Raw genomic sequence first — 21,734 nt, forward strand, 5'->3', positions numbered from 1 at the left:
CAGTCGACGACCTCGATCGTGACACCGAACTGACGCCGCACGTCGTCGGCGAACTCCTGGCTTCCCCGAGGGGGAATCACGTGATGCCACCAGGCGAGTGCCTCTGGGTCGGCAAGCCGGATCCCCACGGTTGCGATCTCGCGGAACCGTTCGTCCACGGCCCGCACCGCACGGGAGAAGTCGTCATAGCCCGGCAAGCCTTGCAGCGACTCGTCCGCGAGCGTCGACGCGGAGGCGGATCTGCTGTAGGACCGAACGTTGCGGACCAGCACCTTGCCGAATGTAGACGCAGCGGCCTACGACGATGTCCGTGGTCTTCGATCGCGGGGCGAGTGCATTGACGCGCGCGGCGTCGTGCCGAAACGGGAAGCTGACCCCGCCCACGCGCAGACGGTCCGTCGGGTGACTGCCCGCTCGGCGGACCACAGTGCATGCGCGGCCGAGGGTTCAACGGCCACTCAGGACCGTGAGACGAGTGCTGTGCGAATGATGTCCAGACGGGCGCCGAGGAGGGGAGTACCGAGAACGGGGCGCATTCCGCAGTGGTGGAAGAACGCCCTGCGCACATCGGCATGGTCGGGTTCGGGGTACAGGACGAGGCTGTCCAGTCGGGCTGCCTCGGCGTCGATGGCGAAGCGTCCCACGAGCGCGCTGCCGATGCCGGTGCGTCGAGAGTGCACGGCGACGACCAGTTGCACGATGCGCGCCCGGGGCGGCGGAAATTCACCGGATCCGAAGATCTCACGATCCGTAAACGTACCCTCAACGAACCCTACGACCACAGAACCCGCCAGAGCGACATAGAGACGCTCATAGGGTCGATGGCGGTGATCGAGCAGAGTTCCGGCGTGAAGGCCCATGCCCTCCGCGACGAGCAAGGCGCGCAGGCTGCTCTCGTGCTCCTCAGCCAGCTCGGTTACCTCCACGGTCATGATCCTCACGATAGAGGAACGCAACTCGGCTGGGGCGTGGTCAGGTAGGACGTGGAGTAGGGGGCTACCGCAACTGAGGCGACGGCCGGTTCAGGTCCTCCCCTTGTCTCATATGTTCTCGTCCGGAGCATTCGCGAGCTGGGCCAGTACAGAAGCCGCGAAGTCGAGCCAGGTGTGCCGAGGAAGACGTCCGCGTGCACCGAGCGTGATCTCCTCATCATCGGCCCATCCGCGTACGGCGCTCCCGCGGATGAGGCTGTCGTCGCCGACGAAACTCTGCATGCCCCCGGCGTGGAGCTGGTAGGAGGCCAGGACCCGAGTGTCCAGCGCGCCATTTGCCCCGACCTCGGCTGTTGGAGGAGTACTTGGGCCGGCGCGGACTCCCCAACCACCCGCCGTCCGTCGTACCGCTCCTGACGTGGGGCTGCGCGATCTGGTCCCTCGTCGACTACAGCACCCCCAGAAGGCCGCATGTGGGGTTGGGATCCCAACGCCCGATGCCCTGAACACGGACACGCTCTGTTCCTCGAAGACCTCACACTCGCGGAACGGCTCTTCGGGTGGCTGGACGGACGCTCGGACTTCCCGAAACCGCCCGACGGTCCGTACTGCTCAGACTGCTGAAACCGCTCGGCACGCCGCTGCTCGGTCTCGGCGGCCTTCCGGGCGGCGGCCCGCGCGTTCTTCAGCCAGATGCCCACCTTGCAGCCCGGCGGGGCGCGTCTGACGCGGCTGTGGGTCGCCGACGGTGAGGCCCGCACTGCCCAGAAGCTCAGCGCGTGCGGTCGCCGTCCGGCATCGGGGAGGGTGCCTCAGTGGCCCAGGCCAGCAGCATCCGCAGGCCGTCGTGCGATGGGCTGCCCGGCTCAGCGGCATACGTGATCAAGGCCTGATCAGGGTCGTCCGCTGCGCGCAGAGTCTCGTAGGCCAGTTCCAGATCGCCGACCACCGGATGGCGGAATCGCTTGGTCCCCGAGGTCTTGTCCTGCACCGGGTGCTCAGCCCACCAGCGACGGAAGTCCTCGCTCTTCATCGACAGTTCGCCGATCAGGCTCGCCAACTGAGGGTCCCCGGGGTGCCGTCCCGCTTCCAGGTGGAGGTAGGCCACGTTCTCGCGGGCGCAGGAGGTCCAGTCCGCATACAGTTCCCGGGACGTCTCGTCGAGGAAAGTGATCCGGGCGATGTTGCGCTCGGCTCGGTCCAGGGCCGCGTAGTCGCCGAAGAGGGCGACCGCTGCCGTGTTCCAGGCCAGTATGTCCATGCGCCGGCCCATCACCATCGCCGGCATGTCCACCAGATCGTCCAGCAACCTCTGGAGCATGGGGCGCACGCGTTGCGGCCGGGCCTGGCGCCGGGGAACGTGCCGGGCGGCGGACTGCGGTCGGGCAAGGCGGTGCAGGTGCCGCGTGGCATCCCCGTCCAGCCGCAGTGCGCGCGCGAGGGCGTCGAGTACCGCGCCTGAGGGGTTGGGCACGCGGCCCTGTTCCATCCGGGTGTAGTAGTCGACGCTCACTCCGGCGAGCTGCGCGATCTCCTCGCGGCGCAGGCCCGCCACCCGGCGCTGGCCTCCGAAGTCCGGCAGGGCAACGTCCTCGGGGTGCAGGAGGGAGCGGCGGGTGCGGAGGAACTCGCCCAGGTTGATCGCTGTGCTCATACGACGATTGTGGCCGGTCGTGACGGGCGGCTGCCTGGCCCTGTCGGGGCCAGGCAGCCGCCACCCGCGTCAGGGGGCGGGGACGGCGGTCACCAAGCCCCCGTCGACGACGATGTCCTGGGCGGTGATGTACGACGACCGCGGGGAGAGCAGGAAGGCCACGGTCTCGGCGATGTCCTGGGCCTGGCCCAGCCGCCCCAGCGGCACCTGGGAGCGGATGGCATCGTGCGAGGCAGGGTCCGGGTTGGCGGCATCGAACATCTCGGTCACGATGTAGCCCGGGCTGATCGAGTTGACCCGGATACCGCGCCCGGCGAGATCACTGCCCAGCGTGCGGGCCAGATTGTGGACGGCGGCCTTGGTGGCCGCGTACACCGGTGCGGCGGCCAGGCCCCGGTGCAGTGTCCACGAGGCATTGATCACGATGGAACCGCCACCCGCCGCCCTGAACAGCGGCAGGACCTTCTGGACCGTGAAGAACACCCCCTTGAAGTTGACGTCGACGCTGAGGTCGAAGTCCTGCTCAGTGACCTCGCCACTGCGCTGGAACACTCCGACCCCGGCATTGGCGAACACCCCGTCCAGTCGTCCGTGGCGTTCACGGATCAGGGCAGCCAAGCGGTCGAGATCGGTGAGGCTGGCGGAGTCGGCCCGGACCGTGAACAGCCGGGCACCCTGGTCGGACACCTTGTCCAGTTGTTCGGCCGCGCGGTCGAGGCGGGCATCGTCGCGTCCGGTGATGACGATTTCGGCGCCGGCTTCCAGGAGCAGACGCGCGGTGGCCAGGCCGATCCCGCTGGTTCCGCCAGTGATCAGAACGACACGGTTGTGGAAGCCGGTCACATCGCTGTTGCTGTCGGTCATGACCACAGCCTCGCCACCAGGCTTCAGGCCTACCAGGCCCAGAACAACCTGGGTCTCCCAGAGCCCCCTTCTACAGGCAGCCGAGACAGCCGTCACCCCGCTGCCCTGGACGTCCAACGATGCGACACGCGTCACCCGGCCCCGGGCGCAACCCCCGGAGGACTTCCGGAGCCGACCACCAAGAATCCCTACGGGAAGCTCTACGCGGGCTTGAGAGCTAACTCGGGGGTCGTGAACGAACGCGGTTGCTACTGTCCCGACGTGACCCTGACTGACCTCAACCGCGGCTTTCGTGACGATGAGCAGCGGCAGCGCGTCCAGAGGGTCATTCATGATCGCCTCGCAGACGACCGTGACCCGCAGGAATGCCGCTTCCTCATGCGATTCTGGTGGCAGCTGGTCATGTCGTACCAAGAGGTGTCGATGGACGAGCTCAGCCTGAACGTCGGCAAGCCGAAACTGGACGTGATCGAGGCGTTGATCAGCGCCATCAGGTCGTCCCATGCCGACATCGACACCTGGATCGCCACCACACAGCGAGTCTTCCCGGTGGTCCAAGATCGCGGCTTCATGGCTGCTCGGGACGACGAAAGTTGACGCGGCCGGAGCTTCTTCAGCCGTCGCCGGCAGATGATGCTGCGAGCGACGCTGAGGAAGGCTTCGTGGATGTCATCGCGTATCTCCCGGCGGATGCGCTGGCGGCGGAACCAGTGCAGGTGGGCGAACGCTCGCTCGACGACCCAGCGTTGGGTGCCCAGGCCGGGGCCGTGCTCGGTGCCGCGGCGGGCGATCTGCGGCTTCACGCCGAGGTCCCAGACCACGCGGCGGTACCTGTCGTGGTCGTAGCCGCGGTCGGTCAGCACCAGGGAGTGTCGCCGGTCCAGTCCCAGCGGCCCGGGTCACCGGGGCGCGGGTCGTACAGGGCCCGGCGCCGGCGCCGACCTGCCCCAGCTCCGTTACCAGCGCGACACCGGTGCCGGCCTCGTCGGGCGTCCAGCCGGTGATGCCGAGCAGCAGGCCGTCCATCGGGCCGCCGACCAGTTCGGCGTGGCGCCGGTCGGGTCGCGGGCCCGGCTGGTCGTCATCGGCGCCGTAGACCCGTTGGCGTAGCAGCTGCTCGTCATCACGGTCCATCCGTTCAGCTTGGCAGCCGCCCCTGACAGCCGGGCCGGTCGCGTCATCTGCGGAAGCGGGAGAGCCGGGTGCCGCCGCCCTTCTGCGCGGGCACGGCTTGGCCCTGCTCTTGTCGCCGATGGGCGCTTGGCCATGCCTGCTCTAGGTCGGTGACGGCCTGCCGGTCGCAGTCCCCGCACAGCAACGGCCGGGGCTCTGGGGTGGCGCTCCAGCCGACGCGCTCGACCGCCCTCCACCGCTCGTCGTAACCGGGGGCGGGAGGGGGGAGGTGGCGGGGCGCGGCCGGGCACGCGCCGGCGGCGGCCCCGGCAGCTCCCGGGGCCGCCGCCGGCGTGAACGTCCTCCTTCCGGCCTCTCGCCTGTCGCCCCGTGCGGCTTACCCCGTCTGCCGCTTGAGTGTCCTCGCCGTGACCGCGACCCCCGCGAGCACCGCCGCCGCCGGCGTGCCGAAGACGGCGGTGACGATGGTGCCGGAGTTCAGGTGCAGGCTCACGTCCGAGGAGATGGCCTCGGACAGGCCCGCCGCCATGCCGGCCAGCGGGGGCAGCGTGACCAGCACACCGAGGGCGGCGCCGATGGCGACGACCAGGGTGGTCTCGCCGACCGAAGTGAACAGCAGCTGGCGGACGGTGCCGCCGGCCGACTTCATCACCCCGAAGTCGCGGCGCCGGCCGTGGGCGGCCATGGCCATGCTGTTGGCGACGGCGATCACGCTGTAGCCGACGGCGATGACGATCAGCATCATGGCGAGGGAGTCGGTGAGCTTGGCGTCGGTGTTGCAGTCGGCCAGGGCGGACTCGGCGGCGTCGTGGAGGGCCACTCCGGGCACCGCCGCCGAGGCCTTGGCGCCGGCGGGGACGAAGATGTCGTCGGTGAGCGCGGCCGGGTCGTGGGCGCGGACCAGGTCGCGGGCGACCACGAAGTCACCGCGGGCAGGGTCGTCGGGTAGCACCTTGGCCACGGTGAGCGTGACGGTCGCGCCGTCCACGAACCGGACCGGGACGTCCTGGTCCTGCTTCAGGCCCAGCTGACCGGCGGTCTTCTTGCCGAGGACGGCCTGTCCCTGCTTGTTCCACTTCGGGTCCCGGCTGCCCAGGACGTCCAGGACGGTGGCCGTACCGCCGCTCGCCTCCTTCGGGCTCGACGAACGCGCGGGTCGGCAGGGCGGCCTTGCCGAACGGGTTGGCGGCGACGACCTCGTCGGTGTTGCCGGGGGTGCCGTCCGGCGTGACGATCGTCTGGCCCGCGACCTTCAGTGCCTCACCGGCCGGGTAGGCGACCCGCATCGTCTCGACCATGCCGCTGAGCAGCACCGCGAAGCCCACGGCGGCGATCACCGGGCCACCAGGGAGGCGGCGCGGCGCGGGTTGGCGACCAGTTCGGCCCGGACCAGGACCGGAGCGGCCTTGCCGCCGCGCTGGAAGGGGGCGGTCAGGATCCGTCCGACGGGTCCGACGAACACGGGGGCCAGCAGGGCCGCCGCCACGATCAGCGTCATGCTGGCGAAGATCGCCATGTTGATGCGGTTGTCGGCGGTGCTGGTGGCGGTGCCGACGGCGAGCACGACGCCGAGACCGAGGACGGACAGACCCGCGATCCAGCGGCCGCGGCCCATACCCTGGTTGGCGGAGCGGCTGTCGAGCAGCGCCTCGATCGGGGCGACCTTGGCGGCCTTGCGGCCCGCGGCCCAGGCGCCGATCACGCTGACGCCGATACCGATCACGCAGGCCACCAGCAGCGGCCAGGCGGCGACGTCGATCCGCATGCCGGGCGGGGTGACGTCCAGGCCCTTGAGGATCGAGAGCAGCATCGGCGACGCGACCACACCGGCCACGCAGCCCACGATCGAGCCGGCCAGGCCGACCATGGCGGCCTCACCGAGGATCATGCGGCGGACCTGCTTCGGCGAGGCGCCGATGGTGCGCAGGAGGCCGATCTCACGGCGGCGCATCCCTGTCGACAGGACCAGCATCGAGGCCACCACGAACACCGTGGTGAACAGGCCCAGGATGGCCATGGCGCTGATCAGCTGGACGCCGAGGAAGCGCTTGTGCTCGATGTACTCGGGCTGCAGCTCGGCCCGCCCGTCACCGGAGACCACGCTGCCGTGCTCGCCGACGACCTCCTTCGCCGCGGCGACGATCGCACCGGTCTCGGCGCCCTTGTCGGGGATCAGGGCGATGGTGGAGACGCCGGGCCGCTGGTGGGCGGCGAACTCCTCGCTGAAGTAGTGGCCGGGCGGCTTCCGGCTGCTGGACCTCGGAGAACTGAGCACGCCGTTGGCCGCGGCCGACACCAGCGAGCTCGCCGAAGCAGAGCTGGAACAGGTCCGTTACCGGCGCCCCAGCACGGTCGGCGAGTTGATGTTCAACTGGTGGGATTGATCGGGGCCATTTGAGCTCATCGAGGGGCCGCCCGGGCTGATCCCGGACATCTCCGCCGGGGCCACGTACGTCCTGACCGTCTTGAGGTCCACCCCCAGCGACGCGGCCAGCTCGCTCTTCGAACGGCCTGCCTACCAGTGGACGCGGGCTGATACTCAGCCTGCAACGGTTGCGTTCACCGGCATGGCGCTCTTGAAGTCGGCGAGCATAAGCGTCGCTTCGATGTCGGGAGCGGACGCGAAGTGGATCTTCTCGCATACGCGCACGACTCGACCCTCGTCGTTGACCCATGCATCAGCGTCGATTGCGGTCGCGGGCTCCCACGGTGGTGGCAGACCACTCGCCGTACGTCGCCTACTCCGCCCAGGGCTCGAAGCCGGTGTGCAGGACGGCGCCGAGCGAGGTGCGCAGTCGGGCGGCCTCGTCGGCTCCGAAGCTCTCCTCGAACTGGGCCTGCACCTCTCGCCAGAGTGGTATCGCCACCTTCATCCGGTCACGGCCGTCCGGTGTGATGGCGGCGATCCGTGCCCGGCGATCCGCCGCAGACGTCTCGACGGTCACCAGACCCTCGCGGGCGAGGGGCTTGAGGTTGGAGGCCATCGTCGTGCGGTCCATGGCGATCGCCTCGGCCAGACTGGTGATCGTCATCTCGCCCTGGGTGCTGAGCTTCTGCAGGATGCTGAACTGCGTCGCGCGAAGACCGACGGGTGCCAGGGCCCTGTCGTAGGTCGCGCCCAGATAGCGGGCGGCCTTGCGCAGGGCCAGGCTGTTGCACGAGTCGCTGGAGTCTCTCCGCGCGGTTGTCATGGTCTCCTCCACTGTCTTTCCCCAACCATGATACGAGGGCTTGCTCGTAAGTGCGACGGTCTGCTTGCTGCTCCCCCGCGGCCAGGGACGGTGCCTGACCTGGCGTCCGATGGCGGTGGCTGAAAGCGTCTCGTCCCTTCGCCCCGACTGCGGCACCGCCGCCGGCCGGAAGGGGAGTCGGTGCACTGATCAGGACTTCCGTCACCGCTCGCCCGACCGGGTCCGCCGGTGGAAGCGGGTGCCGCGATCAGGAAGCTCTGCTGACTTCGGGTGCTGTCGCCGCAGGGAGCGACTCCGCGTGCGCCGCGGCTGCGTGGTCCTGGTGGCGGCGGATGATGAAGTGTGCCGTCTCCGCCGTGGCGAGGCCGAGGGCGATCAGCGCGGCGCCCAGGGGGCCGAGCCAGTGTGCGTCGAGCCATGCGATGCCGACCTGGCCGAGGGGTGGTGCGATGGAGACACCGACGTAGACCGTCGCGGTGTTGAGGCCGGTGAGCATGGGCGCCGCCGTAGGCATGGCCTCGATCAGGCGGTGGGTCTGGGGGGTCAGCAGACCCCATGCGCAGACGCCCCAGACGACCAGCGCCACGATGGAGGTGCCCAGGTGCGCGCTCGACCAGGGGAGCAGGGCGAAGTCGATGGTGAGTACGACGATCGCGGTGTTGATGACGCGTCGTGCGCCGAGCCGGTCGACCAGGGCGCCCGATCCGAGCGTTCCGATGGTGGCCGCCACACCCCATACGAACAGCAGGGCCGCGAGGGTGGTGCCGCTGCCACCGGTGGTGCGGTCCAGACTCTCCGCGATGTAGGAGTAGACGACGTACAGGCCGGTGAAGACGAGGAGCGTGGTCAGCAGGGTCATCCCGATACGGCGATCGCCCAGCGGGGCGACACGGGCCCTGAGCGGCACCAGCGGTGGGTTGGCGATCTTGGGCAGCAGCAGGGCGATTCCGGCGGCGGCGAGCACACCCAGGGCGGACACGAACAGCATCGTGGCCCGCCAGTTGCCGGTCACGCTTCCGATGGCCGTGCCTATGGGGGCACCGAGCGCGGTCGCCGCGCTGAGACCGGCCAGAACCGTCGAGATGGCGCGGCCTCTGCGCTCCGGCCGTGCGAGTGCGGCGGCCGCCGCGACGGCGGTGGGGCTGACCATGGCACCACCGAGTCCGGCGACGGCCCGTGCGACCAGGGCCACACCGAAGACGGGGACGAAAGCCGTCAGGAGGTTACCCACGACGAATATGCCGAGGCCGGTGAGGAAGAGCGTGCGGCGCGGCCAACGCGCGGTGAACGCCGCCATGACGGGACCGAGAACGGCGTAGGCGAAGGCGTAAGCGGTGATGAGCCATCCCGCGGAACCGATGCCGACGCCGAGGGAATGCGCCGCGTCCGGCAGGATTCCGGCGATGACGAAACTGTCGGTTCCGATGGCGAACAGCGCGGCGGTCAGAACAAGGAGTGATCGGTACACGGGTGTTTCTCCGGCAGACGTGACGGGGGTGGTGGCGTCGAACTCCGCAGCACCGGAAGGCGGCCGGAACCGCGGCGGCAGGTCGGACGGCCGGGCGGCGCAGACCCTGCTCTCGGGGGACGTCTGCGGCCGGGACAGCCGCCGGTTCGGGCTTCAGGCGATCCCGCCAGAACTCGTTCGAAGCCGGCCAGTGGGGCGCTGGTGAGGGAGAGGTACGGGATGCTGTGCGATGGGCGGCTACGACGTCACAGCCGGCGATGGGCGACCAGGCCGGCGTCGCGGGGAGGACACGGCCCGGTACCCGGTGGATGAGGAGGGGATCGGTCCTCACGCTGACGACACTGACGGCGGTCCGATCGGGGGTCACGATGCCGTCGGAACGCCCTGAGCAGCTCGGCGCCATCCAGGTCGGTGCGCTGGTGGCCACCGTCGCCGGGCTGACGGCGCTCGTGACGCCTTCTGTGTCCCTGGTCGGGTCGTTCCGGCGACGGCCCTGTCGTGCAACCGGTTCCCTTGCGGGAAGGGCGCGGATCAGGGCCGTCCCGCTCAGAGCTCCGCAGGTCAGTGAGGGTGAGGGTGGTCGTGGTCGTGGTCGTCGGAGTGGTCGTGGCCGGGAGGGCGCTGGGCCAGGGTCTCGGTGCGCGCGGTGACCTCCTCCGGTGTCACGGCGCACAGGCCGGTGAGGACGTCCTCCAGGGCGGCGAGCCAGAGCCGGTAGTACTCGTAGGGCTCGTCCGGGCCCGCCGTGGACTCCCAGGCGGTGATCCGGGCGACCAGCGCGGCCTGGAACTCGGGCCAGGTGAACGCGCCCGCCTCGTACAGGCTGACAGCCATGCCGAAGGCGCGGCTCTCCCACGGCTCGGCGAACACCAGCTCGCCGTTGGAGCGCGGCGGTGCGGCCGGCCCCTCGATCTCCAGCGGCGCGCTCATGGTGCCGCCACCTTCGCCACGCCGACCATCGCGTCCCGCGTCACCAGAGGCACGAGCTCCTCCTCGGACAGGTGCTCGGTTCCGGCCGGACGCTCGGGCAGCACGAGCCAGCGCACCTCGGCGGTGGAGTCGTGGACGGTGATCCGGACGTCGTCGTCCAGGTCGAGCCCCATCTCGGACAGCACGGTGCGCGGTTCCTTGACCACGCGCGAACGGTAGGCGGGGTCCTTGTACCAGCTCGGCGGCAGGCCCAGCACCGGCCACGGGTAGCACGAGCACAGCGTGCACACCACCACGTGGTGGGTGGTCGCCGTGTTCTCCACCACCACGATGTGCTCACCCTGCGCCCCGGAGAAGCCCAGCTCCTTGATGGCCGCCGTGCCGTCCTTGAGCAGCCGGCGCCGGTACTCCGGGTCCGTCCACGCCTTCGCGACGACCTTGGCGCCGTTGAGCGGACCCACCTGGGTCTCGTACGTGGTGATGATCCCGTCCATCACCTTCGGGTCGATCAGACCCCGCTCCGTGAGCAGCTGCTCCAGCGCCTCCGTGCGCAGGGAGACGGGTGGGCGCTTGCCCGTACCGCTGTCGGTGGTCATGAGTTGGTCTCCAGGTAGCTTTCGAACATCTCGATGGTGAGGGCGAAGGGTGCGGCGTCGGCGCCCCACAGCTCGCGCGAGTCGAACCGCACGGAGTAGACGTGCTGCGGGTTCTCGCCCTGGAAATGGGCGTTGGTGTCCGGCAGTACGTGGCCCGGCTGGATGCGTTCGACGACACCCACGTGTCCGCGCGCGTAGGCGGGCAGCCGGGTGTGGCCAGGCACCGACACGGACCGTGTCCATACCCGCTCGCCCACGGCGAACACCGGCGGGGTGTCCACGGTGCGCAGCGAGCCGGCGCCGATCGGCGCCGCGGTCGGCGCGTAGTCCGGCCGGGGCTCGGGCACTGGGGGTTCGTCCACCTGGCCGCCGCCCAGGTTGCGGGCGCGGGCGTCGATCGCGTCCGGAGCCAGGGTGGCGCTTTCGGTGAGCATCAGCTCCGCGCCGTTGAGCCAGCGCCCGTAGTAACCCTCGTCCAGGTAGGCGGTGCGGTCCAGGCGCTCGAGCGCGTGCCGGAAGGCGTCCGCGTTGTAGCCGCCGCACGCAATGCGGCTGGAGAGGAGAGCCAGGGCGAACGCGCGGCCCTGCCAGGGTTCCGCGAACACCGGCTCGTCACGCTTCGGTGGATGAAGGGGCCCCCATCCCGGGGTGCCCCCCATATCGGCAAGACCGTCCATGACGACAACCTTTCACAGTCCGCAAAACGGAAAAATATACTCATTCTGGGTGTACGACACCATCGAGATCACGGCCCGCACCGCAAGGGGGTCAGGGTGGAGCGCTCCACGATCCTTCGCGGGCTTTCCTCGTGGGCGACGATGGGGACAGACCTCCGAGGTCCGGTCGGTGCGGCTGTCAGCCGCCAGGCCGGTCGACCGACGGTCCGACCTGTGCCTCACCACGAAGATAGGAGCACATGCTCCTAATCGTCAAGCGTCGCGCAGCCGATTCGTTGGCCGGACGGTCATCCCGGCTCGTGAGGCTTCATGTGCCAAGAGGATGGGCTCATGGGGCTGTCTTCAGGTTCGAACAGCACCCGGCCCTGGGACGGAACGCCGACCGCGGAGCAGGCCTCCGGTCTCCTACGGGCACGGCCGGAGCGCAGCACAAGCCGCGCTCGGCGGAAGGCTGCACGCTGTCCCTGCCTGCCGCGAGTGAGAGAAGACCGCGGTCCTCGAACGAGGTGCTCATGGACTTCACCCTCACCCCCGAGCAGCGGGACCCGCGCGACGCGGTCCGCGCCCTGTTGACCGGGGGCGTACCCGACCACGGAAGACCGGCGCAAGACCACGGATGCCGCCACCGGCTTCGCCGAGCACGTCTGGTCGCGACTGGCCGACATGGGCATCCTCGGGCTGCCCTTCCCCGAGGAGCGCGGCGACATGGGCGCCGGCCCCGTCGAAGTCGGCCTGGTGGCCGAGGAGATGGGCCGCGTCTCGCCCCCGAGCCGTTCACCGACCGCACCGTACTGGCGGGCGGCCTCATCACCGCAGCAGGCACCGGCCGGTGGAAGGGCGAGCTGCTGAGCGGCCTGGCGGACGGATCCCTCATCGCCGCCTTCGCGCACACCGAACCAGGCAGCCGCCGGGAGACCCGGGCCCTCCAGGTCCGGGCCCGTGAGCACGACGGCACATGGATCCCCTCCGGCACGAAGGACACGGTGCCCCACGGCACCCGGGCCGATCTGCTCGTCGTCAGCGCCGCGACCGACGCCGTCCCTTTCGTTACCGGTCCACCGTCGTGACCGCCGCTGCTCGCGGTCGGCGTCCGTGCCGGCTGACATGGAGGTCTGCGTTGCTTGTTCCGTTCGGCTCAGTCGTTGTCCGGGGCGGAAAAGGAAGGTGATGGCGGCCACCTGGGTCATGGCAGCCAATCGGTGTGGGGCCCCTGGGCGGTATCAGCTCGCGCTGCTCCGGCTGCCTGCGGGGTTCCAGCGGCGTTCGACCTTGGCCAAGTGCCAGTAGCCCAAAGCGCAAGCCCACACGGCCACGAAGACGCCGACCATGATGAACCCGGCATTGTTCAGGTCGATCCCGGAGATCCAGCCGGTTGCCGGGTCGGTCAGGCCAAGCTGGTCGTGCAGGCAGCCGACCAGTTCGATCGTGCCGATCAGGAAGGCAACCGTGATGGACAGGCCGGTGATGGTGAGGTTGTAGTAGACCTTGCGGACCGGGTTGGAGAATGCCCAGTGGTATGCGAAGTTCATGAACGTGCCGTCAAGGGTGTCGAACAGGCTCATGCCGGCGGCGAACAACAACGGCAGGCAGACGATCGCGTACCACGGCAGTCCAGCTGCGGCACCGGATCCGGCCATCACCATGAGCGTGACCTCGGTGGCCGTGTCGAATCCGATCCCGAACAGCAGCCCTATCGGAAACATCTGCCCAGCCCGGGAGACGGACCGGGTGAGCCGGCTCAGAATGCGGTTCATGAGGCCACGGCTGTCCAGGTGCTTGGCCAGCTCGTGCTCGTCGAACTGCCCTGCGCGCATCGCCCTGAATACCCGCCATATGCCGGCCAGCGCCACCAGGTTGAGCGCGGCGATCAGATAGAGGAAGCTGCCGGATGCCACCGTGCTGATGAGACCCAGGTGGTGACGCGTGCTGAAGTCGTCGCTGGCGAGGGTCGTCGTGAGCCGCGCGCCCGCGGCGATCCCCACCGCCAACAGCACCACGACGGTGGAGTGGCCCAACGCGAACCAGAAGCCAACGGAGAGCGGGCGCTCGCCGTCCGCCATGAGTTTGCGGGTGGTGTTGTCAATGGCGGCGATGTGGTCGGCGTCGAAGGCGTGCCGCATGCCGAGCGTGTACGCGGTCACGCCGAGCCCGAGGCCGAAGACCTCCGTACCCGCTTTGTAGTGGTGTGGAACCACCAGTGCGGCCAGGATCCCGAACGCCACCAGGTGCAGTACCGCGATCACAGCCAGAAGCCCCCCGGCGCGCCACCAGTCACGGCGCTCCCAGCGGATGGTGTGGGCGGCCGGTGCCGCGCCGGCGCGGACAGCGGTCTGGGAACGCGTTAGGGGTGGAGTCATGGTGGGTCGGCCTCTTCCAGTGACTTACGGGGGGACTCGTGGGGTACGGCGGCCGGATTTCCGGTGGCACATGAAACTTCCGGAGTGCTGGGGGTGCCGGGGAGGTCCAGTGCCCCCTGCCGATGGCAGGCCGGCGGGGGCGCGCTGCGGGATGCCGCTCCACAATATGAGCATATACTCGTAATCGAGGTTCGCCAGCCCGTCCGCACAGACAGGCCGCCTCCTCGACCCGGCTCAGCGACACCACGCCCCGCCTCCTCACTGCACGCCGCGCCGCCCCCATGGGCCCCCTGCCCCAGGAGCCGCTCATCGCCGTCCGCGCCCTCGCGGTCCACGACCCGGTCGAACTCACCTGCACCATCGCCCGTGCCGGCCTACCCGAAACCCGTGGTGATCCTCCCCGACGGCACCTCATCCACCCTCCCCGTCCCTCCAGGCCCGCCGCTGGCCGCCAATGGACACCGCCCCCTTTCCCGCGACGACGACCTCACTGCCCGAGGGAAGCGGGCTCGAGATGGATGCTGCCGCCCTTGCCCAGGAGGCGTAGCGCCCACAGGTCACCGCGTCCCCTCCTGGACGACGCCCGCGACAGCCCCCTGTCCGGCGTGCGCGACAGCGTCGAACGCGGTGAGATGCGGCATGGCCGCGCGGGCGAGACCCTGCTGCTGCTCGCCCGCACCAAGATGCTGCCCGGCGGGCGGGTGATGACCTGCAGCCTGCCGACAGGCCCGGAAGCCGCACCGATCGCCTGCACGGCCGTCCGCCAACGGCGCACGGCCTGGGGCCGGAGGCTGCGTCGACCGACGACCTGATCATCAGCGAACTCAGCCCAGATTGAGGCCGACCGCGCGGAGCGCTGCTGACACGTGCGTCCCGGCATCGAGTCCCGCGCGCCGGGCGAGGCCGGCCGGTGGCGTACTGTGCACCTGATCAGCGACGACTTGACGCGCCGCGGTCAGGAGCAGGTCACGGTCAATGTCGGCATCGGTCCGCATCACCTGCTTCCAGGGCCTCGGTCCGACGCGGTCAGTTGAGCTGCACAAGCATTTGGCCGACGGCCCCATCGGCATGCCGACGGGTGCCACGGCCAGGCCGCGCGCCCGCCTGACGCCCGACGACCCAGGGCCCCGGCAAGCTCAGATGAACAGGACGCTTTCGACATCGATGGTGACGAGTTCCGTGTCTCGCAACACCGTCCCGTCCTCGCTCACCCGGTGGACCCGCCGCCGGGTCGGGACCATGATTCCGTCGAACTCACGGTAGTCCGAGGTGCGCGGCGGGACCGGCGTTGATGACCTCGGCAGTGACGTCCGCACCGTAGTCTCACCAGCCGTCGCCGACCTCCACAGCGAGCACATTGAGCCATCCGCCAGGCCGAAGTCGTGCCGGGCCAGGCATACCCACACACCAGTGCCGTGGGGACCGAACGGACTGCGGTGGTCGCCCTTCCATTCGTCCAAAGGTTCGATGGTGCAGGGGCGCTTCGGCGAGGTCGTCGGGGACCGCCTCGGTGCTGGCAAACCTGCAGGGTCGACGTCGCCCGCCAGGAACCGACCCACTTACAAAGTACGTCCTGCCGCCGACCGGCGAACTGCGGGCGGCCCTGGAGGCATGCGCGCAGACCTACGGCCGGACGGCGGCCGTCTACGCCACCATCGGTGCGAACCAGGCCGCGGCCGCCGCGCTCGCCGGCACCGATCTCACACCGCACCGCCTGTAACCCGGCGACACATTGATCCGTTCCACTCGCGCAACGTGTTCCCGTCAGCGTCCGGGGAACCGCTCCGTGATCTCCTGGAGCACCCACCCGTTGCCGTCCGGGTCGGTGAACGAGGCGTAGGAGCAGTAGGTGGCGCGCTCGGGGTGCGGGCCGTCCAGGCGCTTCTGTCCCGTACCCCGGTGGGTGACGGTTCCGCCCTCGTGACCGTGGAACAGCACGCCCCCCTCATCGTGGAACGCCTCGCTCACCTCGACACCCCGACCGCCGATCTCGGCGCGAGCCTGCTCGATGTCGGGAACGATCAGGTAAAGACCCTGGGCCGAGCCGGGTTCCGCGGAGGTCATTCCGTTGCCGAAGAGGATCGAGCATCCGGAGCCGGGGGGTGTGAAGTGCACCAGCCGGTAGTCGTCGCTGAACGTCTGGTCGACGTCGAGGCGGAACCCGAGCCTGTCATAGAAATCCTTGGCCCGGTCGACGTCGGACACGGGCAGCACGATGGCTTCGAGTTTGAGGTCCACGAGATGTCTCCGATCGGGGAGGAACGACTGCCCGGGCCGGTGTGGGCAGTTCACTCCCACCGCCATCATGGGTGAGCGGGCCGCTTCGGTCGTGGTTGGCGCCTACGCCTACGCCTACGGGGACCGTGGCCGACCAATACAGCCACGATAGTGGCGGGGTGTGCCGTCAGCTACCGCAGCGGTCTTGCCATTGCCACCCGATAATTAGGAGCATATGCTCCTACCTGTGGAGGAGGGATGCCTCCTGCCACGCGAAGGCGACACGCTCCGCGCTGCGGCCCGGCGACCCTCCGTGTCCACCGACGCGACTACGAGCCTTCCCGAGAACACAGGAGTCTTCATGATCACGTCTGTCAGGAAGAAGGCGCTGGCCGCTGCGGCGGTGACGGCCCTGGTCGGCGGTTTTGCCGCCGCGGGAGCAGTCTCCGCCGATGCGGCCACGCCGGAGTGCGGCGACAGCTGTATTCAGATCTACAGCGTCCGGTCCGGCACCGCGCAGCAGCCGAACCTGGTGGAGACGGTGTACGGGGGTGAGGCGAGGGCGGGCCAACCGACCGTGATGCGCCCCGTCAGCACCTCCGATCCGGCCGGAGACATCGTCGGGCACCGCGCGGGCCCGGTGTCCGACTTCTACAAGGACGGCCTCGTGTCCGCCGAGGTGAACCGGCACTACGGCAGCCTGCGCGCCGTGGAGGTCGAGTTCGCGCCGCACGGCACACGCACGGGGCTGTGTGCCGGTCTCGCCGACACCGCGTACCAGTACGAGGGGCTCACCCTCCAGAAGTGCGGTGTGTCCGCCAAGACCGTGTGGATCATCGACACCCAGGACTCCCCCACGACCGCCGCGCAGGGACACTTCCCCCTCGTCAACGGCTCGACGACGAACTTCACCCACCCCTACGCGATGACCTTCACCCGTGACGCGCAGGGGCACGAGGCATCCAGGACCGGAGCAGCCGGGTATCACGCCCGCACGGGGCGTCACGCCCACCACAGCGCCGTTCCCGCGCAGATCCGGGTCGCCAGGCTGATGGGCAACCCGTCCCACGTCCCCGACGGCCAGCTCTGGGGCACGACGAAATAACGAACCGTACGCCCCCCAGCAGCGCCCGCCCGATCGGAGCTGCGGGCGGCCTACAGCGTCGCACTGACGGTTTGTGCCGAAGCAGCGGCGGACTGGGCAGCCGCCTGCTCCGCCGCATGGCAGATCCCGCACGTCAGCCGCCGGGCCTCGGGCAGTGAGGCGAACGTACCGGTGGCGACGGCAACTCTGCTGACATCGGTTCAGCAGCTGACGACTGCCGGGGCGTGGTTCGGCCAGGTCGATGACGGCCCAGTCGTAGAATCGGTTCCCCTTGGCAGCGGACCCGGCCGACAACTGCTGCCAGGCCCGCTTGGCCACCTTCGCGGCCAGGGCATCCGCGGCGGAACTTCCGTGCGCTGGCGGTGACTTCATGTGAGCAGGCGACAGCGAGGACGTAGCCGACCTGGCGCTCTTCCAACGCGGTTCGCAGCTTCGGGTCGCCGCCGTAGACCTCGTCGCCTGCAACTCAGCCCACGCGGTGCCCGGCGTCGAAAAAACCGGCAGATCATGCGGGCGGCCAGATCCGCCTTGGTTGCGAAGACGGTGTCCTCGCCCAGTCCCGCGGCCCGGCAGCGGTGCGGATCGCACGTCCACGAGCGCGGGACGTACAGCTCCCGGTCCACCGCCACGTGCCCGCGCAGGTCCGCATAGACGAGGTAGACGGCGACCTGGGAGTTTCCGATCCTCCCGGCGGTGGCGGTGTACTGGCGCTGGACGCCAACGGTGTGCGGTTCGCGGCAGATCCGACAGGACCCCCAGCACCAAGTCCTGCACGCGGCACCGGGGTTCGACCCGTGCGCACCGGATCGTTATCCGGCTCATCAGGACCTCGAACGCTTGCTGCCAGCGGGCAAGGTCTACGCTGTGACCTGCGGCCGGTCCACCAGCAAGATCACGGTCTACGGCTGAAGGTCGCGCTGGTACCAGGTGCCCGACTTGCCGCCGAGATCGGCCGGGGCAGCCGTGCCGACCGGGACGAACCCGGCCTTGGTCAACACCTTCTGGGACGCGACATTGTCGTGGGAGGTGGCCGCCCGTAGTGTGCGCAGCCCGTGCCGCGCCGCCGCCAGCCGGCAAAGCTCCTGGACGGTCGCGGTCGCCACGCCGCGGCCGGCGACCTGCTGCGCGACCCGGTAGCCGAGTCTCGCAGTGCTGTCCACCAAGTCGTACAGGTTGAACCTGCCGAGTACCGAGCCGTCCTCGGCCACGAGCACGTAGAAGGCGCAGATGCCGGCCTCCTGCTCGGCCAGCGAGGCGTTGTACCGGTCGGTGAACTGGTCGAAGAAGTCGTCGCCGCGGTCGGAGATCGAGGCAGCGAAGTAGGTGCGGTTCGCCAGCTCGAAGGCCAGGACCGCCGGGGCGTGGTCGGCATGCAGCCGCTTCAGCTCGGGCATCGCCCGACTCTACGCAGATCGTGCGCTGAGGACACCTGAGTTTCCGCCAGTGGCAGACAGCCCCAAGACCAAGGGACATAACGATCTACGACTGGAGCACTAGCCGCATACCGGACAGCTGGTGGGGGACTTCTTCACGGAACTCCTCGCCCGGCACAAGAGCCGTCTCCATGGACCGGCGATCCGCTACCTCAGCATCGATGACCAGCGTGGGCCGCCCTCACCCGACGGCCAGCCGCAAACCAGAACAGGCGGTAGGCACCAGCGTCTGTCTGCCACATCAGGCAGGGCTGAACGCGTGAGCTGGGCCGCCGCGCCACTCCACCCACTGCGGGTCGTGGGTTGACGTCCTCGATCAAGGTCTTGCAGGCCAGCCGGTTCCGTCCGTCGATGCGCATCGCGTCGGAACCGCACGTCCATCCCTCCCGCCCCTACACCCTGCGCGTCGAGTTCCGCATGGACGCCTGGCCGGAGTGGGCCGACCGCCTGGAGGTCGAGCTCCTGTCGGTGCTCAACCCCGACGAACTCGTCGTTCCATCCTTCTTCTAGCTGGCACGCCCTACGGACTCGAGCGAGCCGAACCGCGGGGTATCCGTCGGTGAAGGCACGTCAGTCGAACGATTCACTCTCGGTGCCCGCCAGCCGCCGCAGGCGGTGCGCGTAGTGGCGCGCTCCAGGTCGGCGCACGGCCGCGTGGTCACGGCGGACCTGGCCGGCTACCCCGAGCTGAGGCCGCGCCCCTTCGACGCACTGATCGCACTCCCCCAGGTCGATCTCCGACTGCTCGCCCTGCGCGAGAGAGTCCGGGAGTTCCCCGACCACGAGGCGACCCGGCCGGCGTTCGGTCGGCTCCTGGCCGCCGTCACCGCCGTGGTCGCCGAGCTCACCTGCGACCAGGTCTTCCGGCGCGGCCAGCACGTGCCCGAAGCCCGCTTCCACGACCAGGCCGACCGACGCCTGAAGCAGGATCCGCTGCAGCGGCCGCGTGGACCGCGCCACCCGGCAAGGTCCAGGCATCACCGATGTCGTCCACGACGGCGTGACCTGCGCAATGACAGTCGAACACCGCAAGGCCTTCGACGTCGACCGCTCCCACTGGTATCTGGGGCAGCCCACCCGGTACGCCGCCGCCGTCCAGCAGCAGCTGTCCACCCTGCTGGTCCTCGACATCACCAAGAAGCGGCAGCCGGTCGGCGCGCAGGAGAACCACCTATGGCTGATGCGCCCCGCATGCGTCCGCGAACCCACCGGCCCCAGCGCTGGGAGCCGTGGTCCTGGTCAACGCCGGGCTTCCCGTACCCAGCAACTGGTCCCGCCGCACCATCACCGCAGACGAAGTCGAACTGCACACCCACAGCCCGCCCGTAGCAAGGCGGACAACCATGCCCCCCGGACTACAACGAGGCATGACCTGTGCTTCTCCCCCGCCGGCGCCGGACAACGAACGGACACGACGCTTCCACGCCCCACGTCCTACCTCCGTGAACTCCCCTTGAGACAGAGACACAAGAGTGCCGGCAGCCGATGGGGGGCGGCGCCGTGCTGGGGCCGGACAGCCGGCAGGCCGTGCCGCCGGAGGTGGGGTGGTGGCAGCGGGTCTCCTGGCGGGGCGCCGGGGGCGTGAGGGCAGCGCGTACCAGGGTTGGTTGTCAGGGGCGCGAAAGGGGGCGCGGTACCACCAGGGGTGGTTGGAGGCGTGTGAACGGGGCGGCGCGCCGGTGTTGCGGTGCCGGCGGGCGGCTTCGAGGGTATCGATCTCGTGGTGGCGGACGGCGCTGAGGATGGTGGTCAGGGCGGCCGGTGGTGGGCCACTGACGACGAGGCTCAGGCGGGTGCGTTCGCGCAGGGCCATGAGGTGCCCGAGGTGGCGTTCGGTGATGCGGTGGGCGCGGCAGATGACGTAGTGGTCGATGTGGAGGGCCTGGGTCGATGCGGCCGTCGCACGCCAGGAGGACCAGACGATCCTCCGTCACGATGGCCGGCCGGACGCTTGGGGAACAGCCTCCCGAGGGAAAGGCCCGCGCTGTCCAGGCCTGGCGCTCCGGGCCTGGCGCAGTGGTGCGATCCGTCCGTCGTGGTCGTGTCCTTCAGGGCTGGCATGGGCGCGCAGGCGGATGGGGTCGTCGTTGCCGGCGGGCCGAGGGTCCGCACGCGTCCGGTCAACTGCTCCCTTCCATATGCGGGTTTCCCCGGCCGCAGGTCAGGGCAGTACTGTCGGCGCCGGGCGGGGGGAGGTGTCTGTGCGGGAGACCATCGGGCGGCACGGCAGCGCGGCGTACGCCGTCCTGGCTGTCGCCCTGCTCGGCGCGTGGCTTCCCCTCACCAGCCTGACCGCGATGGCCCTGTTCGTCCTTGGTTACGACAAGGGCTACCAGGACGACGGCGACTACGGGTTCTCCGATGTGCTGGACCTGGTCGGCGTCCTGCTGATCGCGCTGCTCATCGCCTACGCCCGCGCCCGCTCTCGTACTCCGCAACCCACCGAACCGGTCAGGCCCGGGGCCACGAGGCCCGCGCCGGTACGAGCGGGGAAGGGCAGCTCGGTGCGCATCCAGGCATGCCTGGTGGTGGCCGAGTGCCTGGGCGGTGCTCTCCTCGCCGCGGCGACCGACGCCGACCTCATCTCCAGCGCACTGACCGGTGCCGGCGTGTCGCTGCTGGTCACGGGATTGCTCCTCGGCACCTGGATCCGCGCCCTGCCCCGCCCCGCTGCGGCGCCGCCGCGCAGGGGCACCGGATGGGGTTCGGTGCGCCCGCCACGAAGGGGCGCGGGTTTCCGATCCGTACGTCAGCCAAGTGGGCCCGCGTCCACGCCGCGCCAGGGTCCGGAGTCGGTGCCACCGGATCCCGGCATGTTCCGCGGGCGTCCTCCCGCGCCGGGCGACGTCTGGTTCGCCGAGCTTCCTTTCGACGACGGCACCGGCTCGAAGGACAGGCCATGTCTGGTGGTGCGCACCTTCCGCCATCACGCCCAGGTGCTCAAGGTCACCAGTGCGGACAAGAGCGGCCGCCCCGACTATGTCCGGATGCCGGTGGCCTCCTGGGACCCGACCGCCGTACAGGACAGCTGGCTCGAGTCGGCCTCGCTGCGCGAACTGCCCTACGAGGCGTTCCGGCGGATCGCCGGGCCGTGCGACACAGGTGTCTGGGAGCAGGTGAAGCGCCGCCACGGCGTTCGCTGAGCGCATCGCACTCGGCGGAGGCCTCCCGCGCCG

23 protein-coding genes and 4 pseudogenes are annotated in these 21,734 nt (G+C 69.7%); 7 read left to right on the plus strand and 20 right to left on the minus strand.

What is annotated here, in order from left to right; translation table 11 throughout:
• The 5 genes from C3492_RS26790 to C3492_RS26810 all read right to left on the minus strand — a co-directional run.
• Positions 1–272, minus strand: a 272-nt coding sequence (locus C3492_RS26790; protein WP_219822093.1) for a hypothetical protein, incomplete at its 3' end; no start/stop codon positions are given.
• Positions 273–458: 186 nt separating this feature from the next.
• Positions 459–932, minus strand: coding sequence for a GNAT family N-acetyltransferase (locus C3492_RS26795; protein WP_146075718.1), 474 nt, complete (start codon positions 930–932; stop codon positions 459–461).
• 108 nt (positions 933–1,040) lie between these two features.
• Complete coding sequence (locus C3492_RS44765; protein ID WP_181140566.1) at positions 1,041–1,214, minus strand: hypothetical protein; 174 nt, start codon at positions 1,212–1,214, stop codon at positions 1,041–1,043.
• 490 nt (positions 1,215–1,704) lie between these two features.
• Positions 1,705–2,586 (minus strand): helix-turn-helix transcriptional regulator, encoded by an 882-nt coding sequence (locus C3492_RS26805; protein ID WP_103814840.1) that lies wholly within the window; start codon positions 2,584–2,586, stop codon positions 1,705–1,707.
• A 69-nt stretch (positions 2,587–2,655) separates the two neighbouring features.
• Positions 2,656–3,546 carry an SDR family NAD(P)-dependent oxidoreductase gene (locus C3492_RS26810; protein WP_258055902.1) on the minus strand — a complete coding sequence of 297 codons (891 nt, stop codon included), beginning with the start codon at positions 3,544–3,546 and terminating at the stop codon, positions 2,656–2,658.
• A gap of 165 nt (positions 3,547–3,711) precedes the next feature.
• Here C3492_RS26810 and C3492_RS44245 point away from each other — a divergent pair, with 165 nt between their 5' ends.
• Positions 3,712–4,047 carry a hypothetical protein gene (locus C3492_RS44245; RefSeq protein WP_146075719.1) on the plus strand — a complete coding sequence of 112 codons (336 nt, stop codon included), beginning with the start codon at positions 3,712–3,714 and terminating at the stop codon, positions 4,045–4,047.
• A gap of 259 nt (positions 4,048–4,306) precedes the next feature.
• On the opposite strand, the pseudogene C3492_RS46045 reads toward C3492_RS44245, so the two are convergent.
• From C3492_RS46045 to nthB, 8 genes and pseudogenes are all read right to left on the minus strand, one after another.
• A pseudogene (locus C3492_RS46045) lies at positions 4,307–4,584 on the minus strand (hypothetical protein).
• Positions 4,585–4,960: 376 nt separating this feature from the next.
• Complete coding sequence (locus tag C3492_RS45160; protein WP_219822094.1) at positions 4,961–5,572, minus strand: FtsX-like permease family protein; 612 nt, start codon at positions 5,570–5,572, stop codon at positions 4,961–4,963.
• A 345-nt stretch (positions 5,573–5,917) separates the two neighbouring features.
• Entirely contained in the window at positions 5,918–6,859 is a 942-nt protein-coding gene (locus C3492_RS45165) for an ABC transporter permease (RefSeq protein WP_219822095.1), read from the minus strand.
• Between the two features lie 463 nt (positions 6,860–7,322).
• Positions 7,323–7,775, minus strand: a complete 453-nt coding sequence (locus C3492_RS26835; protein WP_103815073.1) for a MarR family winged helix-turn-helix transcriptional regulator — start codon at positions 7,773–7,775, stop codon at positions 7,323–7,325.
• 247 nt (positions 7,776–8,022) lie between these two features.
• On the minus strand, positions 8,023–9,243 hold the full coding sequence (locus C3492_RS26840; RefSeq protein ID WP_103814842.1) for an MFS transporter: 1,221 nt from the start codon (positions 9,241–9,243) through the stop codon (positions 8,023–8,025).
• A gap of 561 nt (positions 9,244–9,804) precedes the next feature.
• Positions 9,805–10,173, minus strand: coding sequence for a nitrile hydratase accessory protein (locus C3492_RS26845; protein ID WP_103814843.1), 369 nt, complete (start codon positions 10,171–10,173; stop codon positions 9,805–9,807).
• Complete coding sequence (gene nthA, locus C3492_RS26850) at positions 10,170–10,769, minus strand: nitrile hydratase subunit alpha (RefSeq protein ID WP_103814845.1); 600 nt, start codon at positions 10,767–10,769, stop codon at positions 10,170–10,172. The genes C3492_RS26845 and nthA overlap by 4 nt, the downstream gene beginning before the upstream one ends.
• Positions 10,766–11,446 carry a nitrile hydratase subunit beta gene (gene nthB, locus C3492_RS26855; protein WP_103814847.1) on the minus strand — a complete coding sequence of 227 codons (681 nt, stop codon included), beginning with the start codon at positions 11,444–11,446 and terminating at the stop codon, positions 10,766–10,768. The genes nthA and nthB overlap by 4 nt, the downstream gene beginning before the upstream one ends.
• Before the next feature lie 618 nt (positions 11,447–12,064).
• Here nthB and C3492_RS26860 point away from each other — a divergent pair.
• Positions 12,065–12,295: pseudogene (locus C3492_RS26860) on the plus strand (acyl-CoA dehydrogenase family protein); the annotation flags it as partial.
• A gap of 371 nt (positions 12,296–12,666) precedes the next feature.
• Here C3492_RS26860 and C3492_RS26865 read toward each other — a convergent pair.
• Positions 12,667–13,803 (minus strand): HoxN/HupN/NixA family nickel/cobalt transporter, encoded by a 1,137-nt coding sequence (locus C3492_RS26865; RefSeq protein ID WP_103814850.1) that lies wholly within the window; start codon positions 13,801–13,803, stop codon positions 12,667–12,669.
• A gap of 530 nt (positions 13,804–14,333) precedes the next feature.
• Here C3492_RS26865 and C3492_RS26870 point away from each other — a divergent pair.
• Positions 14,334–14,615 carry a hypothetical protein gene (locus C3492_RS26870; protein WP_146075720.1) on the plus strand — a complete coding sequence of 94 codons (282 nt, stop codon included), beginning with the start codon at positions 14,334–14,336 and terminating at the stop codon, positions 14,613–14,615.
• A 324-nt stretch (positions 14,616–14,939) separates the two neighbouring features.
• Here the strand turns inward: C3492_RS26870 and C3492_RS26875 are convergent, their stop codons facing one another.
• Entirely contained in the window at positions 14,940–15,263 is a 324-nt protein-coding gene (locus tag C3492_RS26875) for a hypothetical protein (RefSeq protein ID WP_146075721.1), read from the minus strand.
• Positions 15,264–15,313: 50 nt separating this feature from the next.
• On the opposite strand from C3492_RS26875, the gene C3492_RS26880 reads away from it, so the two are divergent.
• Positions 15,314–15,523, plus strand: a complete 210-nt coding sequence (locus C3492_RS26880; protein ID WP_103814856.1) for a hypothetical protein — start codon at positions 15,314–15,316, stop codon at positions 15,521–15,523.
• Positions 15,524–15,567: 44 nt separating this feature from the next.
• Here the strand turns inward: C3492_RS26880 and C3492_RS26885 are convergent, their stop codons facing one another.
• Complete coding sequence (locus C3492_RS26885) at positions 15,568–16,041, minus strand: VOC family protein (RefSeq protein WP_103814858.1); 474 nt, start codon at positions 16,039–16,041, stop codon at positions 15,568–15,570.
• A 340-nt stretch (positions 16,042–16,381) separates the two neighbouring features.
• On the opposite strand from C3492_RS26885, the gene C3492_RS44770 reads away from it, so the two are divergent.
• On the plus strand, positions 16,382–17,125 hold the full coding sequence (locus C3492_RS44770; protein ID WP_181140579.1) for a hypothetical protein: 744 nt from the start codon (positions 16,382–16,384) through the stop codon (positions 17,123–17,125).
• 159 nt (positions 17,126–17,284) lie between these two features.
• On the opposite strand, the pseudogene C3492_RS26890 reads toward C3492_RS44770, so the two are convergent.
• The 3 genes and pseudogenes from C3492_RS26890 to C3492_RS26900 all read right to left on the minus strand — a co-directional run.
• Positions 17,285–17,850 (minus strand): annotated as a pseudogene (locus tag C3492_RS26890) (transposase); the annotation flags it as partial.
• A gap of 174 nt (positions 17,851–18,024) precedes the next feature.
• Positions 18,025–18,519, minus strand: a complete 495-nt coding sequence (locus tag C3492_RS26895; protein ID WP_103814860.1) for a GNAT family N-acetyltransferase — start codon at positions 18,517–18,519, stop codon at positions 18,025–18,027.
• A gap of 326 nt (positions 18,520–18,845) precedes the next feature.
• Positions 18,846–18,932, minus strand: a pseudogene (locus C3492_RS26900) (2Fe-2S iron-sulfur cluster-binding protein); the annotation flags it as partial.
• Here C3492_RS26900 and C3492_RS44775 point away from each other — a divergent pair.
• Positions 18,910–19,068 carry a hypothetical protein gene (locus C3492_RS44775; protein ID WP_181140567.1) on the plus strand — a complete coding sequence of 53 codons (159 nt, stop codon included), beginning with the start codon at positions 18,910–18,912 and terminating at the stop codon, positions 19,066–19,068. The pseudogene C3492_RS26900 and the gene C3492_RS44775 overlap by 23 nt on opposite strands.
• A 60-nt stretch (positions 19,069–19,128) precedes the next feature.
• Here C3492_RS44775 and C3492_RS26905 read toward each other — a convergent pair whose 3' ends face one another.
• Complete coding sequence (locus tag C3492_RS26905; protein WP_103814862.1) at positions 19,129–19,518, minus strand: hypothetical protein; 390 nt, start codon at positions 19,516–19,518, stop codon at positions 19,129–19,131.
• A 1,241-nt stretch (positions 19,519–20,759) separates the two neighbouring features.
• On the opposite strand from C3492_RS26905, the gene C3492_RS26910 reads away from it, so the two are divergent.
• Positions 20,760–21,701: a type II toxin-antitoxin system PemK/MazF family toxin gene (locus C3492_RS26910; protein WP_103814864.1), complete on the plus strand. Its 942-nt coding sequence runs from the start codon at positions 20,760–20,762 to the stop codon at positions 21,699–21,701.
• Positions 21,702–21,734 lie beyond the last annotated feature (33 nt).

This window comes from Streptomyces sp. Ru62 (assembly GCF_002920615.1).
In the GTDB taxonomy this organism is placed as follows: domain Bacteria; phylum Actinomycetota; class Actinomycetes; order Streptomycetales; family Streptomycetaceae; genus Streptomyces.

What these genes read in the sequence shown, in the direction of transcription:
- C3492_RS26895 (WP_103814860.1), bottom strand. Translation starts at nt 18,519, where the DNA reads ATGCCCGAGCTGAAGCGGCTGCATGCCGACCACGCCCCGGCGGTCCTG.
- C3492_RS26845 (WP_103814843.1), bottom strand. Translation starts at nt 10,173, where the DNA reads ATGAGCGCGCCGCTGGAGATCGAGGGGCCGGCCGCACCGCCGCGCTCC.
- C3492_RS44770 (WP_181140579.1), top strand. Translation starts at nt 16,382, where the DNA reads ATGATCACGTCTGTCAGGAAGAAGGCGCTGGCCGCTGCGGCGGTGACG.
- nthB (WP_103814847.1), bottom strand. Translation starts at nt 11,446, where the DNA reads ATGGACGGTCTTGCCGATATGGGGGGCACCCCGGGATGGGGGCCCCTT.
- C3492_RS44775 (WP_181140567.1), top strand. Translation starts at nt 18,910, where the DNA reads ATGCGCATCGCGTCGGAACCGCACGTCCATCCCTCCCGCCCCTACACC.
- C3492_RS44765 (WP_181140566.1), bottom strand. Translation starts at nt 1,214, where the DNA reads ATGCAGAGTTTCGTCGGCGACGACAGCCTCATCCGCGGGAGCGCCGTA.
- C3492_RS26835 (WP_103815073.1), bottom strand. Translation starts at nt 7,775, where the DNA reads ATGACAACCGCGCGGAGAGACTCCAGCGACTCGTGCAACAGCCTGGCC.
- C3492_RS26805 (WP_103814840.1), bottom strand. Translation starts at nt 2,586, where the DNA reads ATGAGCACAGCGATCAACCTGGGCGAGTTCCTCCGCACCCGCCGCTCC.
- C3492_RS26795 (WP_146075718.1), bottom strand. Translation starts at nt 932, where the DNA reads ATGACCGTGGAGGTAACCGAGCTGGCTGAGGAGCACGAGAGCAGCCTG.
- C3492_RS26865 (WP_103814850.1), bottom strand. Translation starts at nt 13,803, where the DNA reads ATGACTCCACCCCTAACGCGTTCCCAGACCGCTGTCCGCGCCGGCGCG.
- nthA (WP_103814845.1), bottom strand. Translation starts at nt 10,769, where the DNA reads ATGACCACCGACAGCGGTACGGGCAAGCGCCCACCCGTCTCCCTGCGC.